The sequence below is a fragment of the Pseudomonas abieticivorans genome, from assembly GCF_023509015.1.
Taxonomy (GTDB): Bacteria; Pseudomonadota; Gammaproteobacteria; order Pseudomonadales; family Pseudomonadaceae; genus Aquipseudomonas; species Aquipseudomonas abieticivorans.
Genome location: NZ_CP094975.1, coordinates 5,930,829 through 5,948,069 on the forward strand (window position 1 = coordinate 5,930,829; position 17,241 = coordinate 5,948,069).

Here is a 17,241-nt window from a genome sequence, read left to right on the forward strand (position 1 = left end):
TCTAGCCAGTCTAGACGAACGCCTGGCCGGCAAAGCCGCGTGGCAGGCGCTGGCGCCCAGGCATCTGGGCCAGGCGTTGCTGCCAGGCGTCGCGCCAGTTACCGGCCGGATGGCTGGAACGGGCCTTGCGGGCGGCGCGGCGCGAGGCGTTGCGCTGGTCGCGGCGGGCCTGCTTGTAGGCATCGGTGTTGCGGCAGTTGTGGCACTTGACCTGGTTCAGTTCGGCGCTGGCGGCGAGGTTGTCGCCGTGGCGGCCGCAAGCCAGGTGGCCGGAGACACTGTAATGGGTAACCATAGTCTTCTCTTATTTGGACGCGAGTCACCTCGCAGACATCTATTTGGACAGCGGACAAAGGTGTGCGTTCGGTGGCACGGCGGGGGCTCTGTTAGACTTGCAGCCTTGCCTGAAAGAGATCGACCCATGAATGAGCCCGTCCGCCTTACCCAGTACAGCCACGGCGCTGGCTGCGGCTGCAAGATTTCGCCCAAGGTGCTGGAAGTGATCCTCGCCGGCAGCGGCGCACAGAACCTGGACCCCAACCTGTGGGTCGGCAATGCCTCGCGCGACGACGCGGCGGTGTACGCCATCGATGAAGAACGCGGTGTGGTCTCGACCACCGACTTTTTCATGCCGATCGTCGACGACCCCTATGATTTCGGCCGCATTGCCGCCACCAATGCCATCAGCGACATCTACGCCATGGGCGGCGACCCGATCATGGCCATTGCCATCCTGGGCTGGCCGGTGAATGTGCTGGCCCCGGAAATCGCCCGTGAAGTGATCCGTGGCGGCCGCGCCGTGTGTGACGAGGCCGGTATTCCCCTGGCCGGCGGGCACTCCATCGATGCCCCGGAACCCATTTTCGGCCTGGCCGTGACGGGCCTGGTCGATAAGCGCCACATGAAGCGCAACGACACCGCTACCCAAGGCTGCCAGCTGTACCTGACCAAGCCGCTGGGCATTGGCGTGCTGACCACCGCCGAGAAAAAGGGCCTGTTGCGCGAGGCCGATGTCGGCGTGGCCCGCGACCAGATGTGCACCCTGAACAAGCCCGGCAGCCGCTTTGCGCGCTTGGAGGGGGTGAAGGCGATGACTGACGTGACCGGCTTCGGCCTGCTCGGGCACTTGGTTGAAATGGCCGACGGCAGCGGCTTGACCGCGCGCCTGAACGCCGGCGCCGTGCCGCGCCTGCCCAGCGTGGACTATTACATCGAACAGGGCTGCGTGCCCGGCGGTACCCACCGCAACTATGAAAGCTACGGCGAGCGCATCGGCGCATTGAGCGAGCCGAACAAGCTACTGCTGTGCGACCCGCAAACCAGCGGCGGGCTGCTGATTGCCGTCGAGCCCCAAGGCGATGCGGCGTTTCGCCAACTGGCGGGCGAACTGGGCCTGGCCCTCGAGCCGATTGGCGAGCTGGTTGCGCGACAGCAACACGCTGTCGAGGTGATGTGATGCGCGATAACGCCGTCGATTTCACAGAGGTGTTTCTCAACGACCGGCCATTGATGGATGTGCGAGCGCCGGTGGAGTTCGACAAGGGCGCGTTTGCCCACGCCATCAACCGCCCGCTGATGAACGACAGCGAGCGGGAAAAGGTCGGCACCTGCTACAAGCAGCAGGGCCAGCAGGCGGCCATCGAGTTGGGTCACCGCCTGGTCTCGGGCGAGCTCAAGCAGGCGCGCATCGAACAGTGGGCTGCATTTGCGCGGCAACACCCCGATGGCTACCTGTACTGCTTTCGCGGCGGCCTGCGCTCGCAAATCACCCAGCAATGGCTCAAAAGCGAGGCAGGCATCGAGTTCCCGCGCATCAGTGGTGGCTACAAGGCGCTGCGCAGCTTTTTGCTCGAACAGATCGAACAGGCCGTCACGCAGTGCGATTTCGTCTTGGTCGGCGGCCTGACCGGCAGTGGCAAGACCGAAGTGCTCGCGCAACTGCCCAACAACCTGGACCTGGAAGGCCACGCCAACCATCGTGGCTCAAGCTTTGGCCGGCATGCCACCGCGCAACCTTCGCAGATCAGCTTTGAGAACAACCTGGCCGTGGACGTGCTGAAAAAGCGCGCTGCGGGCCACCGGCAATTTGTTCTGGAAGACGAAGGCCGCGCGGTCGGTAGCCTGGCGGTGCCGTTGTCGATGTTCCGCAAGATGCAGGCAACGCCCATGGTCTGGTTGCAAGACAGCCTGGACAGCCGGGTGGAACGCATCCTCAAGGATTACGTGGTGGACCTGCGCGCCGAGTTCGTTGCGGTGCATGGCCAGGAGCAGGGCTTTGAGCGGTTTGCCGATCGGCTGCAGCAGAGCCTGGCGGCCATCGTCAAACGCCTGGGTGGCGAGCGCTACCAGCGCCTGGCGCACGCCATGGACAACGCCTTGCTGGCACAATCACGCAGCGGCGAAATAGACGGCCATCGGGAATGGATCAGTGGGCTGCTGGGCGAGTACTACGACCCGATGTACGCCTACCAGCGCGATGCCAAGCGCGAGCGCATCGAGTTTGCCGGCGATCGCGCCGCTGTCATCGGCTACCTTCGCGACCGCCAGCAGCGCGGTTAAAGCACCGCGGCGCCGATCAAGCCACTGATAATGCCCACCACCATGGTCAGCAACGCCACGCTGACCAGTACCCGACTGTCGAAGGACTTGCGCAGCATCAGCAGCGACGGCAGGCTCACACTGGGCAGGGTCATCAGCAGGGCCACGGCCGGCGCCGTGCCCAGGCCCAAGGCCATCAGGGTTTGCACGATCGGGATTTCCGCCGCCGTGGGGATCACGAACAGCGTGCCGACGACGGCCAGCGGGACCAGCCACAGCAGGCTGTTGCCCATGGCGCCATCCACATGCGGAAACAGCCACACGCGGGCTGCGCCCAGCACCAATACCGCCAGCACGTAGATTGGGATGGTGGTCCAGAACAACTGCCAGAGGGTTTTCATCCAGCGTGCAAACCAGCCACTGTCGTCTGGGCTGGTGACGATTTCAACGGCTTCGACAGCAGCTTCGGGCAGCGTTTGCGGCTTGGCGATGCGTTCGGCGAACAACGACACGCCGATCACCAGGATGACCCCGGCAATGATCCGCAGCGCACTGAACTGCCAGCCCAGCACAAACCCCATGAAGATGATGGTGGCAGGGTTAAGCACCGGGTTGGCGATCCAGAAGGCCAGCGCCGCGCCCACCGACACCTGCTGCTTGCGCAGGCCCGCCGCCACTGGCGCTGCGCAGCAACTGCACATCATGCCGGGCAGGGCGAACAGCCCGCCGCGCAAGGTAGAGCCCACGCCCGCCTTGCCGAACACCCGCAGCAGCCAGTCACGCGGGATCAGCACTTGCACCAGGGAGCCCAATATCACCGCCAGCACGGCGGCTTTCCAGATGGCCAGGAAGTACACCTGGGCATAGGCCAGCGCCGCCGACAGCGGGGCCACCTGATGATCGTCGATGATCGAGCCGCCAATGCTGTGGCTGCCAGCGGCGATGAAGGACTTGAGGTAGTAGGGCGACCACTTCACGTAGTACAGGCCGATGACCGCCACCAGTAAGAAAGCCAGCGGTTTGAACCAGAACGCCCAGCCGCGAGGCTGGACAGTGGGGGCGAGCGTGGACATGGCGAGGTACCCGTTGGGTGTAAAGTGGCCGGCATCATACGGTGTTTACCAAGTATCGACGAAACCGGCAGATTTGCGAGCCGGGGTACCTGCCGCGTTCAACCCGCGCAGCAACCAGCTGCGGGTGTCCTGGGGGTCGATCACCGCATCGATTTCCAGGTAGCTGGCCATGTTGATCGCCTTGCCGTTGCGGTAAGCCTTGGCCACCATTTTTTCGAACAACTGCTGGCGCGCGGCAGGGTCTTCAATGGCTGCCAACTCCTTGGCGTAGCCCAGCCGCACCGCGCCCTCCAGGCCCATGGCACCAAACTCGGCGCTGGGCCAGGCGATGGTAAACAGCGGCGAATGGAAGCTGCCTGCCGCCATGGCCTGCGCGCCCAGGCCGTAGCCCTTGCGCAGCACCACGGTGAAAAACGGCACGCTCAGGCTGGCCGCGGTGACAAACATGCGCGACACATGGCGCACGGTGGCCTGCTGTTCGGCCTGGGGGCCGACCATAAAGCCCGGGGTGTCGCACAACGACAGCAACGGCAGGCCGAAGGCTTCGCACAACTGCATGAAGCGTGCGGCCTTGTCTCCGGCTGCCGCATCAATGGCGCCCCCTAGGTGCTGGGGGTTGTTGGCGATAAGACCGATCGGTCTACCTTCGATGCGGATCAACGCCGTGATCAAGCCCGGGGCAAAGGCACCGCGCAATTCCAGCACCGAGCCTTCATCGGCCAAGGTATCGATCAGTTGGCGGATGTCATACACGCGCAGGCGGTTCTGCGGGATCACGTGGCGCAAGGCCCGTTGATCGGCGCATGTCCAGTCCTTGAGCGGGCCCTGGAAATAACCCAGGTACTGCTTGGCCACGGCCACCGCTTGGGCTTCATCGTCCACCAGCACATCAATCACGCCGTTGGGCGACTGCACCGAGGTGGGGCCCACCTCTTCGGCGCTGAAACGGCCCAGGCCACCACCTTCGATCATGGCCGGCCCGGCCATGCCGATACTGGCGTTACGCGTGGCGATGATTACGTGGCAACACCCCAGTAACGCCGCATTGCCGGCAAAGCACCGGCCCGAGGCAATGCCCACCAACGGCACCTGGCGAGCCAGGCGCGCCATGGCAATAAAGGTGTGGCAGTCCAGGCCCGCCACGCCGACGAAATCGCTGTCGCCGGGGCGCCCGCCACCGCCCTCGGCGAACAGCACCACGGGCAGCTTCCACTGTTCGGCCAGGCCCAGCAGGCGATCGGTTTTCTTGTGGTTGATCATGCCCTGGGTGCCAGCGAACACCGTGTAGTCATAGGCGATGGCCATGCAGCGCGCGGTTTGGCTGCCGAACTGCGCGCCGTTGACCGTGCCGATGCCACCCACCAGGCCGTCGGCCGGGCTCAGCTCGATCAGTTCCTCTTCACTGCGCCGACGTCGTTGCGCCGCCAGCGCCAGGTTGCCGTATTCGATGAAACTGTCGGCATCCAGCAGGTCATCAAGGTTTTCCCGGGTGGTGCGCTGGCCGGTCTTGCGCCGCTTGGCCACCGCCTGGGGCCTGCGTTGGTCTGTGGTCACGGCGTGACGCTCGAGCACTTCGGCAAGGTCGGCACGGATATGTGCCAGGTCCAAAGCCTCCTCACTGGCAAACGCCGTGCCCTGAACCTCGGCAGGCTCCAGGAACAACAGCGCCGCACCTTCGTACAGGCTGTCGCCGGCCGCCACGGCCAGGGAGTGAACCACACCGCTGGCCTGGGCCTTGACCACGAACTGCATCTTCATCGCTTCCAGCACCGCCACGGCTTGGCCCACGGCCACTGGCGCCCCAGGCGCAACTTCCCATTGCACCAACACGCCCTGGCTGGGTGCCACCAGCGTCAGGCAACCGTGGGGCGCCTGGGCTTCTGGCGCCAGCGTCGCGGGGCCGCTGCTGCTGGCGGGCAGCAACTGCGGGTGCGCTGCCGGCGGGGGCGCCAACAGTTCGACGATGTGCCGCTCGATAAAACGCGTGTCCAGCTCACGGTTTGGCAGTTCCGGGCGCTGCAGCAGGTTCTGCAAAAAGCCGATGTTGCTGCGCACGCCTTCCAGGCGAAACTCGCACAGCGCCCGGTAAGCGCGGCGCAGCAAGGTGGGGTAGTCGTCGGCCTGCACAATCAGCTTGGCCAGCAGCGAGTCATACGCAGGCACCGTGGCATAGCCACTGTAGCCATAGCCGTCGACCCGGATACCCAGCCCACTGGGCGGTTCGTACACGCTGATCACGCCACTGCTGGCGCGGGCACTGCCGTCGGGCTGCATCTGCTCCAGGTTGATACGCATTTGCAGCGCCAGGCCGCGGGCCGCAGGCGGCGTGGCCAAGCCCAGGTCACCCAGCCGGGCACCACCGGCCAGGCGCAGTTGCACCTGCACCAGGTCGACGCCGGTGATGGCTTCGGTGACGGTGTGCTCGACCTGGATGCGCGGGTTGGCTTCCATGAACACGAAGTCGCCTTCATCGTCGACCAGGAACTCGAAGGTGCCGATGCCGCGATAGCCCACCTGTTGCGCCAATTGCAGGGCTGCCTCGCGAATGCGCGGTGCCAGGCGCGGGTGCAGGCCGGGCGCCGGGGCGATCTCGATGAGCTTTTGGTGCTGGCGCTGCAAGGTGCAGTCACGCTCCCACAGGTGGCTGACGGTTTGGCCGTCGCCGAGCACTTGCACCTCGATGTGCCGGGCCTTCTGGATCAACCGCTCCACGTAGAGGGCGTTTTTGCCGAACGCGGCCAGCGCTTCGGCCTGGCAGCGCTCGAACGCTGCGGCCAGCTCTGCCACCTCATACACCGCGCGCATGCCACGACCACCGCCGCCGGCCAGGGCCTTGAGCATGATCGGCCCTTGGCGCAACAACGTCTGCGCTTGCTCCAGGGTGGTGGCCTGGCCGCTGCCAACGGCCACCGGTATGCCTAGCTCGATGGCCAGTTTACGCGCCCGGGCCTTGTCACCAAAGGTGCGAAGCACCTCGGCATCGGGGCCGACAAAGGTCAGCCCCGCCGCCGTACAGGCTTGGGCAAATTCGGCGTTTTCGCTGAGAAAGCCGTAACCGGGGTGCACGGCATCGCAGCCGTTGGCCAAGGCGATTTCAACCAATTGCGCCGGGTCCAGGTAGGCCGCAGCGCCCCGGCCCTTGAGTGCCACGGCGTGGTCGGCCTTGCGCAGGTGCAGGCAGTCGCCATCGTCTTCGGCATACACGGCCACGCTGGTGATGCCCATTTCGGCTGCCGTGCGGGCGATGCGGATGGCGATTTCGCCGCGGTTGGCGATCAGCAAGGTCTGTACAGGTCGGTTCACAGCAGGGCTTCCAGTTCTTGTTTTTTGACTTTGCCGGTGGGGGTCATCGGCAAGCTGTCCATCAGGCGCAATTGCGGCACTTTGTAAGCCGCCATGGCCTCGCTGCACCAGGCATGCAACTGGGCAGGCGTGGTATCGCTGCCGGGTTTGAGCACGATGAAGGCCACGGGTACCTGGCCTTTCTGCGCATCGGCCCGGGCCAGCACCGCGCTGGCCTGGATAGCCGGGTGCTGGCCCAACAGCGCTTCCAGTTCGCTGGGGAACACGCTCATGCCATTGACCTTGAGCATCTCCTTGCGCCGGCCCAGGTAGCGGATAAAGCCCTGGGCGGTGATTTCACCGAGGTCGCCAGTGTGCAACCAGCCGCCACGCAGGGCATCGGCGCTCTCGGTCGGGCGTTGCCAGTAGCCCTTGAGCAGGGAAGGGGAACGCAGGCACAGCTCCCCGGTACTGCCCAGGGGCAACAGTTCGCCGCTGTCGAAATCGCACACCTTGAACTCGGTGCCCGGCACGGGCAGGCCGACGAAGGTCGGTTGCGCGCGCAAATCGAAGTCGTCGGTTTGCAGGCCGTAGGTGAAGGTGTCGCAGGTGTGGGTTTCAGTCATGCCGAAGCTGAATTCAAACAGCGTGCAACCGGTCAATTGCTGCCAGCGCTGGCGATAGCCACAGGTGAGTTTCTTGATGAAGGAGATCGCGCCGATGCGCTGCAGGGAGCTGAAATCGAAGGTGTGCACCTGCGGGTAGTCCAGTACCTCGGCGATGCTGTCCACCAACATGCCGCTGTGCGTCACCTGATAATGCTGCACCGCGCTGATGAAGGTGAGGGCGTCCCAGCGGGCCAGCAGCACCAGGCTGCACCCGCTGAATACCGGGAACAGCAGACCGGAGTTTTCCCCGGCGATCCAGAACTCGGGTAAAAAATTCAAGGCCACGCTCGATTGATCGCAGCCTAACGCCGTGGGCACGAAGCTGGCGCAGGTGTAGAGCATGTCGCGATGGGTGTGGATGCAGCCCTTGGGCAGGCCGGTGGTGCCGCCGGTGTAGTTCAACGCGGCGATGTCATCCAGGTGCGGGGCTGCCGTGGGTGCGGGGCTGCGACAGGCCGCCAGTGCCGGGTAGAAATCCAGCGCATCGTCGGCCGGTTGGCGGGGCATGCGCAGCAGGTCGGGCACTGGAAGGGTCGGCTGGGCGGGGCACAGTTCGCTCAGGCTGGTGGAGATCAGGGTGTGCAGCGCCGTCTGGGCCTGCACCTGACGCACCAAGGGCAGCAGTTGATCGAAGCAGAGGATCACCTCTGCAGCGCAATCTTTAAGCTGATAGGCCAGTTCCAGGCCCTTGGCCATGGGGCTGACCGGCGCATGCACGGCATTGAGCTTCAAAATGGCGTAGAAGATGATGTGCAGTTGTGGGCAGTTGGGCAGCATCACTGCCACCCGCTGGCCGGGGCCCACGCCCAGTTCCTGAAGCAGCGCGGCGCAGCGGTCGCTCAGCCGATCCAGCTCGGCGAAGGTAGTGATGTGGCCGTAGAAATGCAGCGCCACCCGCTGTGGCGCAACCTGTGCCCAATGGCGCAGGTACTCGCTGAGCGGGCGCTCACCCAGGGGGTAACAGGGGTCGCGAGGAACGCCGGGCGGCCAGGCGTGTTGTTGGAGGGTACGCAATGCCTGCAGGTAGGCGTGCTCGTCCATGTCGGCCTCGTTATTGTTTTTGAAGAAGCGGATGGCCTGAGCTTAGGGCCTTGTGTCGCGTGAACGCAGCGCCATTAGCTGCATGAATGTGCGCCGATTGATCGCGCATTGTGCTAAAACGCCGGTTGCATTCGATCAGGACGACCGCCACGTGAAAAAGACTCACCTCATCGCGCTGTTACTGGTGCTGGCCCTGGCAGGCGCCTGGTTCAACCAGCAAGGTGGCCGCAGCCACGCGCCGTCGGTGGCCAGCGGCGGCGGGTTCGATTACTACCTGTTGACCCTGTCGTGGTCACCGACCTTCTGCCTCAGCCACCCGGACAACGAGCAGTGCAGCGGCAAGGGTTACGGCTTCGTGCTGCATGGGCTGTGGCCGCAATACGCCAAAGGCGGCTGGCCTCAGGATTGCGGGCAGGCCCAGCCGTTGTCCCGCGAGCAACGCAGCCTGGGCCGCACGCTGTTCCCCACGGCCGGGTTGCTTGAGCATGAATGGAAAAAACACGGCACCTGCACGGGGCTGGGTGCCGACGGTTACCTGCGCACCGCCGACAAGGCCTTGGGCCTGGTCAAGGTTCCGGCGGCGTTGCAACCGTCCACCACCGCGCATTATTTTGACGCCGATGACATCGCCCAGCTGTTTCGCCAGAGCAACCCGGGGCTGCCCGAAGACGGCATCGTGGTGACCTGCAACGGGCCGGAACTTGCCGAAGTGCGCGTGTGCCTGGCCAAGGACCTGGCGTTTGCCGCCTGCGGCAAGGGCGTCAAGGGCCAGTGCCGGGCGGGCAAGGTGCGGGTGCCGGGGATTCGTTGAGGGTCACAGGCCCAGATCAGACAGCCCGGGATGATCGTCCGGGCGGCGGCCCAGCGGCCAGTGGTATTTGCGCTCGGTAGCCTTGATCGGCAGGTCGTTGATGCAGGCGTGGCGCTCGGTCATCAGGCCGTTTTCGTCGAACTGCCAGTTTTCGTTGCCATAGGAGCGGAACCAGTTGCCCGAATCGTCGTGCCATTCGTAGGCGTAGCGCACGGCAATGCGGTTGTCGGTGAAGGCCCATAGCTCCTTGATCAGCCGGTAGTCCAACTCCTTGGCCCATTTGCGTGCCAGGAAGTCGCGGGCTTGTTCGCGATTGCTGACGAACTCGGCGCGGTTGCGCCAGCGGGTGTCCAGCGAGTAGGCCAAGGCCACCCGCTCGGGGTCGCGGCTGTTCCAGCCGTCTTCGGCCAGGCGGATTTTCTCGATGGCTGATTCACGGGTGAAGGGCGGCAGGGGCGCACGGATCTCGGCGTTTGCGGGCATAGGGGTATCTCCAGGTGAGGTTCAGAGTAAGCGTTGTGCCACAAGGCGCGCCTGGTCAGCCGCGCCCAAGTCGCCCATCACGCGGGCAACGGTGATGGCGCCGTCAATCAGGATCAACAACTGGCGCGCCAGGGCCTGCGGGTCGGTGGCGTCATGGGCACGGCACAGGGCCTGCACGAAGTCCTGCAGCTTTTGTTTGTGCTCGCGGGCCACCTGGCGAATCGGGTCGTTTGGGTCGCCTATTTCACCGGCGGTATTGATAAAGGCGCAGCCGCGAAAGCCCTCGCTTGCAAACCAGCCGCCCAACACGTCGAACAGCGCAAGCAGGCGCTCGGCCGGGTTAGGGGCCTGGTTGACCTGGGTTTCGAACCACAGCATCCAGCGCCCATCGCGGCGGCGCAGGGCGGCGGCGGTAAGTGCCTCTTTACTGGCGAAATAGCGGTAGAGGGTTTTGCGCGACACACCGCTGGTTTTCACCAACAGGTCCATGCCGGTGGCGTGGATGCCGTGTTGATAGATCAACGCCTCGGCGGTGTCGAGGAGGGTTTCGCGGGGGTCTGTGGTGGGCTGTCTAGTCATGCATCACAAGGTAGAACGATCGTTCTCCTGGTGCAAGTGGAATTTACTGTTCAATTGCGCTGAGGCGGTAGGCGCGGGCTGCGGTGGCTCGGGTGGTAACCGCGTTGCTGCTTCGCGGATAAATCCGCTCCTACACGCCATTGCGCAATCCGCCGCTACACAACCCGGTAGGAGCGGATTTATCCGCGAAAGCGTCGCCGTGACCTTAAAGCTGCTTGAGCAACGCCTCTGCCGCCGCCTCTGAGGAGGCCGGGTTCTGCCCGGTGATCAAGTGCCCGTCCACCTGCACGTACACGGCCCAATCCGCGGCCTTGGAATACAGGCCACCGTTGGCCTTGAGCGCATCTTCCACCAGGAAAGGCACGACATCGGTCAATTGCACCGCAGCCTCTTCACTGTTGGTAAAGCCGGTGACTTTCTTGCCTTTGACCAGGAGTTGGCCATCGGCTGTCTTCACGTTTTTCAACACGCCCGGCGCATGGCACACCGCAGCCACCGGTTTGCCGGCAGCGTAAAACGCCTCTATCAGGGCAATGGAATGGGCGTCATTGGCCAGGTCCCACAGCGGCCCATGGCCGCCGGGGTAGAACACTGCATCAAAATCGTCGGCCTTAAGCCCCGCCAACGGCACGGTATGGGCCAAGGCCTGTTGCGCGGCCGCGTCCTTGGCAAAGCGCTCGGTGGCGGCGGTTTGCGCATCCGGTTCGTCGCTCTTGGGGTCCAGCGGCGGCTGGCCACCCTTGGGCGAAGCCAGGGTCAACTGGGCACCGGCATCCTTGAAGGTAAAGTAGGGCGCGGCGAACTCTTCCAGCCAGAACCCGGTTTTCTTGCCGGTATCCCCGAGTTGGTCGTGGGAGGTGAGGATCATCAGAATCTTCATGGCAGGTGGCTCCTGAAAGGGGATGAATGAGCAGCGTACGAGGGATAGGACAGGCCGCCAGTCGCTTAATTCGATCTCTCGTTACTCAGCCAATCGTTAGCCTACGACTTTCATTATTGTGCCGCTTCAAGTGTTTTTTTAAGGATTTAAAAATTAGAGAAAAGTTGTTTTGTAGGAAGATTCTTTCGCATCAGCCGGAAAGAGCTGGCATCAATAGTGGTGCCGGCGAGTGTATTATTCACGAAATATCTAGCATTGAGTATACGATGAGAAGATTATATTTTTTATGTGTGGGCGTTTTTTTGCTGGGAGGTTGTGGCGTTTTTAGTGTGGAATATAGCCCCAGGGAAGGAGGCTCAGATGGATATGGAATATCGCCATCTGAGCCAAAAAGCTATCGCTGCTATATGGATCCTCCCAATCTTCCAGGATGTACAAATTAAACTAGTTACATTGAATCGTAGCGTGGCTGGTTAATGCCAAGGTGTTGATCTTAAAATCTTATGCCCCGAGGGAGTGTATAGAATTTGTCCCATACAGCCTCGTAGCGGCCCTTAGGTGCCACCCTTAGGCGTCGAACTTCTGGTACAAATCCAGACCTTGCCCAAACCAATTGCTCGTGAACCACTCCAAATCCACCATTTGATTAGAATTGAACATACGCCCCAGTAAGTCCAGTAGTTTTAGACTGTCAGAGAGCGGCTCCAGCACTATTGTAGATGACAAAATTACCATCTTAAAGAACTTGAAGACGTCGAACTTGTCACGGAGGTCTTCAAGCGGCTAGCGAACCCACAACCAGCAGTTCGCGCCTTCATTCAGGGAGACGATCTTCAGTTTCTAGATTAAGCTGTGGGCCTAGACCACATCCCCCGGCACCCGCACCCACCCCTCCATCAACACCCTTGCACTGCGGCTCATGATGGCTTTGACCACGGTCCATTCACCGTCCACCCGGTTGGCCTGCGCGCCCACGCGCAAGGTGCCGGAGGGGTGGCCGAAGCGCACGGCGCTGCGTTCGCCACCGCCGGCGGCGAGGTTGACCAGGGTGCCGGGGATGGCGGCCGCGGTGCCGATGGCGACGGCGGCGGTGCCCATCATGGCGTGGTGCAATTTGCCCATGGACAAGGCACGCACCAGCAGGTCGATGTCATTGGCACCGACCGCCTTGCCGCTGGAGGCGGTGTAAGCGGCCGGCGGCGCGACGAAGGCGACCTTGGGCGTGTGCTGGCGTTTGGCGGCCTCGCCCAGGTCCTGGATCAGGCCCATGCGCAAGGCGCCGTAGGCCCGAATGGTTTCGAAGCGAGCCAGGGCTTTTTCGTCGCTGTTGATGGCATCTTGCAGCTCCGTGCCGGTGTAGCCGATGTCGGCGGCGTTGACGAAGATGGTCGGGATGCCGGCGTTGATCATCGTCGCCTTGAAGGTGCCGACACCCGGTACCTCCAGGTCGTCGACCAGGTTGCCGGTGGGGAACATCGAGCCGCCACCGCCTTCTTCCTCGGCGGCCGGGTCCATGAATTCCAACTGCACTTCGGCGGCCGGGAAGGTCACGCCATCGAGCTCGAAGTCGCCGGTTTCCTGCACCTGGCCGCCCGTGATGGGCACATGGGCGATGATGGTCTTGCCGATGTTGGCTTGCCACACGCGCACCACGGCGATGCCGTCGTGGGGCACGCGATCGGCCGGCACCAGGCCGTTGCTGACCGCAAAGGAACCGACGGCCGCCGACAGGTTGCCGCAGTTACCGCTCCAGTCGATGAACGCCGAATCGATGGACACCTGGCCAAACAGGTAGTCCACGTCATGTTCAGGGCGGGTGCTGCGGGCCAGGATCACCGTCTTGCTGGTGCTGGAGGTGGCGCCGCCCATGCCGTCGATCTGTTTGCCGTACGGGTCTGGGCTGCCGATCACCCGCAACAGCAAGGCATCGCGGGCCGGGCCCGGCTGCCGGGCCGCTTCGGGCAGGTCCTGCAGGTTGAAGAACACACCCTTGCTGGTGCCGCCGCGCATGTAAGTGGCGGGGATCTTGATTTGCGCTACGTGAGCCATGTAGGTACTTCCCCTCGCGCTTAGGCGGCTGAACTGGATTCCAGGAAGTCCTGGGCAAAGCGCTGCAGCACGCCGCCGGCTTCATAGATCGAGACTTCTTCGGCGGTGTCCAGGCGGCAAGTGACCGGCACGTCCAGTCGCTCGCCGTTGGCGCGGTGAATCACCAGCGTCAAGGTGGCGCGCGGGGTGCGCTCGCCGACCACGTCGTAGGTTTCGCTGCCGTCGATGTTCAAGGTGTGGCGATCAGTGCCAGGCAAAAACTCCAGTGGCAGCACGCCCATGCCCACCAGGTTGGTACGGTGGATGCGTTCGAAGCCTTCGGCAGCGATCGCTTCAACACCCGCCAGGCGCACACCCTTGGCCGCCCAGTCGCGGGACGAGCCCTGGCCGTAGTCTTGACCTGCGATGATGATCAGCGGCTGCTTGCGCTGCATGTAGGTTTCAATCGCTTCCCACATGCGCATCACCTGGCCTTCAGGCTCTACGCGGGCCAGTGAGCCCTGCTTGACCTGGCCGTTCTCCACAACCATTTCGTTGAACAGTTTCGGGTTGGCGAAGGTGGCGCGCTGGGCGGTCAGGTGGTCGCCGCGGTGGGTGGCGTAAGAGTTGAAGTCTTCTTCCGGCAAGCCCATTTTCGCCAGGTATTCGCCGGCGGCGCTGTCGAGCATGATGGCGTTGGACGGCGACAGGTGGTCGGTGGTGATGTTGTCGGGCAGCACGGCCAGCGGGCGCATGCCCTTGAGTGGCCGCGCACCGGCCAGGGCGCCTTCCCAGTAGGGCGGGCGGCGGATGTAGGTGCTCATGGGGCGCCATTCATAGAGCGGCGCGACCTTGGGGCCGGTGTCTTCGTGCACGGCGAACATGGGGATGTACACCTGGCGGAATTGCTCGGGCTTGACCGAGCTTTTGACCACGCGGTCTATTTCTTCATCGCTGGGCCAGATGTCTTTCAGGCGGATTTCGTTGCCCTGGGCGTCGAGGCCCAGCACGTCCTTTTCGATGTCGAAACGGATGGTGCCGGCAATGGCATAGGCCACCACCAGTGGCGGCGAGGCCAGGAACGCCTGTTTGGCGTAAGGGTGGATGCGCCCGTCGAAATTGCGGTTGCCCGACAGCACGGCCGTGGCGTACAGGTCGCGGTCGATGATTTCCTGTTGGATGACCGGGTCCAGCGCGCCCGACATGCCATTGCAGGTGGTGCAGGCAAACGCCACCACGCCAAAACCCAGTTGCTCCAGCTCATCGGTCAGGCCCGCTTCGTCCAGGTACAGCGCCACGGTCTTGGAACCGGGTGCCAGGGACGACTTGACCCACGGCTTGCGGGTCAGCCCCAGTGCGTTGGCATTGCGCGCCAACAGGCCTGCGGCAATCACGTTGCGCGGGTTGCTGGTGTTGGTGCAACTGGTGATGGCAGCGATGATCACGGCGCCGTCGGGCATTTGCCCCGGCACGTCGTCCCAGGCGCCGGCGATGCCCTTGGCGGCCAGGTCGGCGGTGGCCAGGCGGGCGTGCGGGTTGCTGGGGCCGGCCATGTTGCGCACCACGGTGCTTAGGTCAAAGCTCAGGCCGCGTTCGTACCGGGCGGTGTCCAGGCTGTCGGCCCACAGGCCCGTCAGCTTGGCGTAGTCCTCGACCAGCTTGACCTGCTGGTCTTCACGGCCGGTGAGCTTGAGGTAATCGATGGTTTGCTGGTCGATGTAGAACATCGCCGCCGTGGCACCGTACTCCGGGGCCATGTTGGAGATGGTCGCGCGGTCGCCCAGGGTCAAGGCGCTCGCGCCCTGGCCAAAGAACTCGAGCCAGGCGCCGACCACTTTCTGTTGGCGCAGGAACTGGGTCAGGGCCAGCACCATGTCGGTAGCGGTGATGCCCGGTTGCAGCTTGCCGGTCAGCTCCACGCCCACGCTCTCAGGCAGGCGCATCCAGGAGGCGCGGCCCAGCATCACGCTTTCGGCCTCCAGGCCGCCGACGCCAATGGCGATCACGCCCAATGCGTCGACATGCGGGGTGTGGCTGTCGGTGCCCACGCAGGTGTCGGGGAAGGCCACGCCTTCGCGCACCTGGATCACCGGCGACATTTTCTCCAGGTTGATCTGGTGCATGATGCCGTTGCCGGGCGGGATTACGTCGACGTTCTTGAAGGCTTTTTTGGTCCAGTTGATGAAGTGGAAACGGTCTTCGTTGCGCCGGTCCTCGACGGCGCGGTTCTTCTCGAATGCGTCGGGGTCGAAGCCGCCGCTTTCCACGGCCAGGGAGTGGTCGACGATCAATTGCGTCGGCACCACCGGGTTGACCTGGGCCGGGTCGCCACCTTGCAGGGCGATGGCATCGCGCAGGCCCGCCAGGTCTACCAGGGCGGTTTGCCCGAGGATGTCGTGGCACACCACGCGGGCCGGGAACCAGGGGAAGTCGAGGTCGCGCTTGCGCTCGATCAGTTGGCTAAGCGATGCGTTGAGGGTGGCCGGGTCGCAGCGGCGCACCAGGTTTTCCGCCAGCACGCGGGAGGTGTAGGGCAGGGTGGCATAGGCGCCCGGCTGGATGGCCTCGACAGCCGCGCAGGCGTCGTAGTAGTCCAGTGGGGTGCCGGGGAAATTCTTGCGGTAATCAGTATTCATGGCACAGGGACTCGATCACGGTTTAGTCACTTTAGCGGGGCGTCGTGGGAGCAAGGGCCTTGCCCCCACGCACCTGCGGTTCAGCGATGCTCTAGGGGCACGTAGCTGCGCTGCTCGACGCCGGTGTACTCGGCGCTCGGGCGGATGATGCGATTGTTGCCACGCTGCTCGAACACGTGCGCGGCCCAGCCGGTCAGCCGCGAGCAGACGAAGATCGGCGTGAACAGCTCGGTGGGGATGCCCATGAAGTGGTACGCCGAGGCGTGGTAGAAGTCGGCATTGGGGAAGAGTTTCTTCTGCTCCCACATGGTCTTGTCGATGGCCACCGACACCGGGTAGATGACCTTGTCACCAACCTCGTCGGCGAGCTTTTTCGACCAGACCTTGATCACCTCGTTGCGCGGGTCGTTGTCTTTGTAGATCGCGTGGCCAAAGCCCATGATCTTGTCCTTGCGTTCCAGCATCGCCAGGGTGCCGCGGGTGGCTTCCTCGGGCGACTTGAACTTCTCGATCATGGCCATCGCCGCTTCATTGGCGCCGCCGTGCAGCGGGCCGCGCAGGGTGCCGATGGCGCCGGTGATGCACGAATGCAGGTCCGACAGGGTCGAGGCGCAAACACGGGCGGTGAACGTCGAGGCGTTGAACTCGTGCTCGGCATAGAGGATCAGCGACACGTCCATGACCTTGCGGTGCAACTCGCTGGGCGCCTTGCCATGCAGCAGGTGCAGGAAGTGCCCGGCAATGGAGTCTTCCTCGGTGACGCAGTTGATGCGCACGCCGTGGTGGCTGAAGCGGTACCAGTAGCACATGATCGCCGGGAACACTGCCAACAGTCGGTCGGTGGCCTGGTGCTGCTGGTCGAAATTAAGCTCCGGCTCCAGGTTGCCGAGAAACGAGCAACCGGTGCGCATCACGTCCATCGGGTGGGCTTTGGCAGGGATGCGCTCCAGCACTTCCTTCAGCGCCTGTGGCAGGTCGCGCAGGGTGCGCAGCTTGTGCTGGTAGCCATCCAGGTCGGCGGCACTGGGCAGCTCGCCGTATAGCAGCAGGTAGGCGACTTCTTCAAAGCGCGCCTGTTGCGCCAGTTCGCGTACATCGTAGCCACGGTAGGTCAGCCCGGCACCGGCCTGGCCCACGGTCGACAGGGCAGTTTGCCCAGCCACCTGGCCACGCAGCCCGGCACCACTCAACACTTTTGCTTCGGCCATGGTTCTCTCCATTC

Annotated in this window: 13 protein-coding genes; 3 read left to right on the top strand and 10 right to left on the bottom strand. The window is 63.7% G+C overall.

Annotated features, from left to right (window positions below):
• Positions 1-10: 10 nt before the first annotated feature.
• Entirely contained in the window at positions 11-295 is a 285-nt protein-coding gene (locus L9B60_RS26990) for a hypothetical protein (RefSeq protein WP_249674025.1), read from the bottom strand.
• A gap of 126 nt (positions 296-421) precedes the next feature.
• Here L9B60_RS26990 and selD point away from each other — a divergent pair, with 126 nt between their 5' ends.
• Together selD and mnmH are read left to right on the top strand one after the other, a co-directional pair.
• Positions 422-1,456, top strand: coding sequence for a selenide, water dikinase SelD (gene selD / locus L9B60_RS26995; RefSeq protein WP_249674026.1), 1,035 nt, complete (start codon positions 422-424; stop codon positions 1,454-1,456).
• Positions 1,456-2,559 carry a tRNA 2-selenouridine(34) synthase MnmH gene (gene mnmH / locus L9B60_RS27000; RefSeq protein WP_249674027.1) on the top strand — a complete coding sequence of 368 codons (1,104 nt, stop codon included), beginning with the start codon at positions 1,456-1,458 and terminating at the stop codon, positions 2,557-2,559. Before selD ends, mnmH begins: the two co-directional genes overlap by 1 nt.
• Here the strand turns inward: mnmH and L9B60_RS27005 are convergent.
• The 3 genes from L9B60_RS27005 to L9B60_RS27015 are packed head-to-tail and all read right to left on the bottom strand — an operon-like array spanning position 2,556 to position 8,602.
• Entirely contained in the window at positions 2,556-3,611 is a 1,056-nt protein-coding gene (locus tag L9B60_RS27005; RefSeq protein WP_249674028.1) for a permease, read from the bottom strand. The genes mnmH and L9B60_RS27005 overlap by 4 nt on opposite strands.
• A 45-nt stretch (positions 3,612-3,656) precedes the next feature.
• On the bottom strand, positions 3,657-6,914 hold the full coding sequence (locus L9B60_RS27010) for a carboxyl transferase domain-containing protein (RefSeq protein WP_249674029.1): 3,258 nt from the start codon (positions 6,912-6,914) through the stop codon (positions 3,657-3,659).
• Positions 6,911-8,602: an AMP-binding protein gene (locus L9B60_RS27015; protein WP_249674030.1), complete on the bottom strand. Its 1,692-nt coding sequence runs from the start codon at positions 8,600-8,602 to the stop codon at positions 6,911-6,913. The genes L9B60_RS27010 and L9B60_RS27015 overlap by 4 nt, the downstream gene beginning before the upstream one ends.
• Positions 8,603-8,753: 151 nt before the next feature.
• On the opposite strand from L9B60_RS27015, the gene L9B60_RS27020 reads away from it, so the two are divergent.
• Positions 8,754-9,413, top strand: a complete 660-nt coding sequence (locus L9B60_RS27020; RefSeq protein ID WP_438866022.1) for a ribonuclease T2 family protein — start codon at positions 8,754-8,756, stop codon at positions 9,411-9,413.
• Between the two features lie 3 nt (positions 9,414-9,416).
• Here the strand turns inward: L9B60_RS27020 and L9B60_RS27025 are convergent, their stop codons facing one another.
• The 6 genes from L9B60_RS27025 to prpC form a co-directional block, all read right to left on the bottom strand.
• Complete coding sequence (locus L9B60_RS27025; RefSeq protein ID WP_249674031.1) at positions 9,417-9,896, bottom strand: nuclear transport factor 2 family protein; 480 nt, start codon at positions 9,894-9,896, stop codon at positions 9,417-9,419.
• Between the two features lie 21 nt (positions 9,897-9,917).
• The gene (locus L9B60_RS27030) at positions 9,918-10,475 is read right to left on the bottom strand and encodes a TetR/AcrR family transcriptional regulator (RefSeq protein WP_249674032.1); all 558 of its coding nucleotides are present in this window, start codon (positions 10,473-10,475) and stop codon (positions 9,918-9,920) included.
• A gap of 205 nt (positions 10,476-10,680) precedes the next feature.
• On the bottom strand, positions 10,681-11,355 hold the full coding sequence (locus tag L9B60_RS27035; RefSeq protein WP_249674033.1) for a type 1 glutamine amidotransferase domain-containing protein: 675 nt from the start codon (positions 11,353-11,355) through the stop codon (positions 10,681-10,683).
• Positions 11,356-12,213: 858 nt separating this feature from the next.
• Positions 12,214-13,404 carry a 2-methylaconitate cis-trans isomerase PrpF gene (gene prpF / locus L9B60_RS27040; protein ID WP_249674034.1) on the bottom strand — a complete coding sequence of 397 codons (1,191 nt, stop codon included), beginning with the start codon at positions 13,402-13,404 and terminating at the stop codon, positions 12,214-12,216.
• A 20-nt stretch (positions 13,405-13,424) separates the two neighbouring features.
• Complete coding sequence (gene acnD / locus L9B60_RS27045; RefSeq protein ID WP_249674035.1) at positions 13,425-16,019, bottom strand: Fe/S-dependent 2-methylisocitrate dehydratase AcnD; 2,595 nt, start codon at positions 16,017-16,019, stop codon at positions 13,425-13,427.
• A gap of 80 nt (positions 16,020-16,099) precedes the next feature.
• The gene (prpC, locus tag L9B60_RS27050; protein ID WP_249674036.1) at positions 16,100-17,227 is read right to left on the bottom strand and encodes a bifunctional 2-methylcitrate synthase/citrate synthase; all 1,128 of its coding nucleotides are present in this window, start codon (positions 17,225-17,227) and stop codon (positions 16,100-16,102) included.
• Between the last annotated feature and the right edge of the window lie 14 nt (positions 17,228-17,241).

What these genes read in the sequence shown, in the direction of transcription:
- L9B60_RS27025 (WP_249674031.1), bottom strand. Translation starts at nt 9,896, where the DNA reads ATGCCCGCAAACGCCGAGATCCGTGCGCCCCTGCCGCCCTTCACCCGT.
- prpF (WP_249674034.1), bottom strand. Translation starts at nt 13,404, where the DNA reads ATGGCTCACGTAGCGCAAATCAAGATCCCCGCCACTTACATGCGCGGC.
- L9B60_RS26990 (WP_249674025.1), bottom strand. Translation starts at nt 295, where the DNA reads ATGGTTACCCATTACAGTGTCTCCGGCCACCTGGCTTGCGGCCGCCAC.
- mnmH (WP_249674027.1), top strand. Translation starts at nt 1,456, where the DNA reads ATGCGCGATAACGCCGTCGATTTCACAGAGGTGTTTCTCAACGACCGG.
- L9B60_RS27005 (WP_249674028.1), bottom strand. Translation starts at nt 3,611, where the DNA reads ATGTCCACGCTCGCCCCCACTGTCCAGCCTCGCGGCTGGGCGTTCTGG.
- prpC (WP_249674036.1), bottom strand. Translation starts at nt 17,227, where the DNA reads ATGGCCGAAGCAAAAGTGTTGAGTGGTGCCGGGCTGCGTGGCCAGGTG.
- acnD (WP_249674035.1), bottom strand. Translation starts at nt 16,019, where the DNA reads ATGAATACTGATTACCGCAAGAATTTCCCCGGCACCCCACTGGACTAC.
- L9B60_RS27030 (WP_249674032.1), bottom strand. Translation starts at nt 10,475, where the DNA reads ATGACTAGACAGCCCACCACAGACCCCCGCGAAACCCTCCTCGACACC.
- L9B60_RS27015 (WP_249674030.1), bottom strand. Translation starts at nt 8,602, where the DNA reads ATGGACGAGCACGCCTACCTGCAGGCATTGCGTACCCTCCAACAACAC.
- selD (WP_249674026.1), top strand. Translation starts at nt 422, where the DNA reads ATGAATGAGCCCGTCCGCCTTACCCAGTACAGCCACGGCGCTGGCTGC.
- L9B60_RS27035 (WP_249674033.1), bottom strand. Translation starts at nt 11,355, where the DNA reads ATGAAGATTCTGATGATCCTCACCTCCCACGACCAACTCGGGGATACC.